This is a genomic window from Burkholderia sp. Ac-20392, assembly GCF_017104585.1.
In the GTDB taxonomy this organism is placed as follows: domain Bacteria; phylum Pseudomonadota; class Gammaproteobacteria; order Burkholderiales; family Burkholderiaceae; genus Burkholderia; species Burkholderia lata.
On sequence record NZ_JAAGPB010000866.1, the window covers coordinates 1 to 2,194 of the forward strand.

General features: G+C 68.1%; 4 protein-coding genes. 3 read left to right on the forward strand and 1 reads right to left on the reverse strand.

The genetic code is table 11. From position 1 onward, the window contains the following. Positions 1 to 266: 266 nt before the first annotated feature. From G3N99_RS39130 to G3N99_RS39140, 3 genes are all read left to right on the forward strand, one after another. Positions 267 to 959 carry a dihydrodipicolinate reductase gene (locus G3N99_RS39130; RefSeq protein ID WP_206125073.1) on the forward strand — a complete coding sequence of 231 codons (693 nt, stop codon included), beginning with the start codon at positions 267 to 269 and terminating at the stop codon, positions 957 to 959. A gap of 75 nt (positions 960 to 1,034) precedes the next feature. Continuing rightward, positions 1,035 to 1,262 (forward strand): hypothetical protein, encoded by a 228-nt coding sequence (locus G3N99_RS39135; RefSeq protein ID WP_206125074.1) that lies wholly within the window; start codon positions 1,035 to 1,037, stop codon positions 1,260 to 1,262. A gap of 50 nt (positions 1,263 to 1,312) precedes the next feature. Further along, a complete protein-coding gene (locus tag G3N99_RS39140) occupies positions 1,313 to 1,795 on the forward strand; it encodes a cupin domain-containing protein (protein WP_174946971.1) in 483 nt (160 codons plus the stop codon). 112 nt (positions 1,796 to 1,907) lie between these two features. Here G3N99_RS39140 and G3N99_RS39145 read toward each other — a convergent pair. Then, positions 1,908 to 2,194: SDR family oxidoreductase (locus tag G3N99_RS39145; RefSeq protein WP_206125075.1), on the reverse strand; the 287-nt coding region annotated here is incomplete at its 5' end.

The window sequence follows — 2,194 nt, forward strand, 5'->3', positions numbered from 1 at the left end:
TACGGTGGCGTCCGATACGGACCGCCTCGCGCGCTCGATCGCGAAGCAACTCGCGACGCAGAACGCGGCAAATGCGTGGCTGCCGACGGTGTCGGCAAGCTGACGCACCGGGCTGCCCGCCTGCGAGGCCCGGCGGGCGCGCAGGCGGGCGGCCGGGCATAATGCGCGAGGCCGCTCCGGCGCCATGCGCCGCGACCGTGCCGAGGCACCCGACGACGGCCCGCGCCGCTCCCGTCCCGAATCCTGAACTTCAACCCGTCAATTCCATGCAAGTACTCGTCGTAGGAACCGGCAAGCTGGCCAGCGAGCTGCTCGACGCACATCGGCTCGACCCGGCCACCTGCCGCGTGATCCCCTGGTCGGACAGCGCGCGCAACGATGCGCAGCGTAGCGACGCCCGAACGATCGTCGTGCACGCCGGGTCCGGCCGCGAACTCCCTGATGTGATCGCGTTCTGCGAGGCCAGCGGATCGCCACTCGTCGAGCTGTCGACCGGCTCCGAGATCGAAGCCGGCTCGCATGCGTTCCCGGTCGTGCTGTGCCCGAACACGAACATCCTGATGCTCAAGTTCATGAGCATGCTGGAAACCAGCGGCCACCTGTTTCATGACTGCCGGATCAGCCTGACCGAGTCGCACCAGGCCGGCAAGACGTCCGTCCCCGGCACGGCCGTCGGGATCGGCCAGTCGCTCGGCGTGCGGCCGGAAGACATCCGCTCCGTGCGCGACCCGGACGTGCAACGCAGCGAATTCGCGGTCGCCGACGATCAGCTCGGCCGCCACGCGATTCACCGGATCCGCATCGACGACGGTGCGTGCAGCCTGCAGTTCGAATCGCGCGTGGTGGGTGCGACGCCTTACGCGGACGGTGTGTCGCGCATCGTCGACGCCGTTCGACAGCACGATCTCGAGCACCGCCGCTATTCGATCGTCGAATTCATCCGCAGCGGCTGGCTGTAGTCGCGGCGATACGCGGCGACCGGCATGCGTGCGTCGCGTCGCCGACGCTTTTTGCGCAACGCAAGAAGCGGTTCGATGCTGATTTCCGCGGATGTCGTCGACCGCCCGATCCGCGACATCCGGGCCGCCCTGAATCTCTCCGACCGGCACCTGACGTCCCGCATGGCCGGCGGCCACGATCGCGCCGGCCGGCGTCGCCGCCTCGACCGCTCGAGAAATTCGACGAGCAATCGGCCTTCTGCATTCGCTGGTAAGTTATCGGCCGAGGTCCATTCGCCGAGCTGGGGCGCGAGTCACCGCTAACGTCGGCGCCTGAACCGCTACCCTCGCCCCCCCCGAAAGGAGTGCAACCGATGACCCGCCCCGATTTCATCAAGCACTGGACCGAACTCGAAGAACCGGAAGCGCATTGCTATCGCGGCGACACCGAGCCGATGGCGCTGGACGCGCCGCTTTCCGCCGAGCTCGGCATCACGCGTATCGGCATCCATCACGTGAGGCTTCTGCCGGGCCGGCGGACGTCCTATCCGCATGCCGAAAGCACTGAGCAGGAGTTTGTGTACGTACTCGAAGGCAAGCCCGACGTCTGGATCGACGGCGTGCTTCACCCCGTTGCCGAAGGCGATTCCATCGCGTTTCCGGCCGGCACCGGCATCTGCCACACCTTCATCAACAACACGCAGGACGAAGTCCGGCTGATGGTGATCGGTGAACGCCCGCGCGACGACAACCGCATCCGCTACCCGATGAACGAGGCGTATGAGCTGACCCGCGCGGATCGCTGGGTGGACTGGCCCGACAGGCCGCTCGGGGACCACAACGGGATGCCGGACTGACTCACGCGAAGATGCCCCCGGCGGAACACGCGGAACACGCCGAGCCCGCTGCGCAAGCTCGCAGCGGGCCGCCGGGCCCGCCCTGTTCCGCCGGCCGTTACCCGGTCCATCGTCACTCGCCGCCAAGCACCGCCCCGCTCTCGGGCAAAGTCGCACCGCCGTCGACGACGATCGTCTGCCCCGTGATGTACGCCGCATCGGTCGACGCGAGAAACAGCATCGCGTTCGCGATATCTTCCGGCTCGCCCATCCGCGCCAGCGGAATGTCGCGCGCGATCTGCGCCGCGACCGACGCGCCGCCAAGATTGCCGGCCGCCGGCGTGCGGATCATGCCCGGCTCGACGCCGTTCACCGTCACGTTGCGGCGCGCGAGCTCCAGCGCCGCGGCGCGAATGAAGC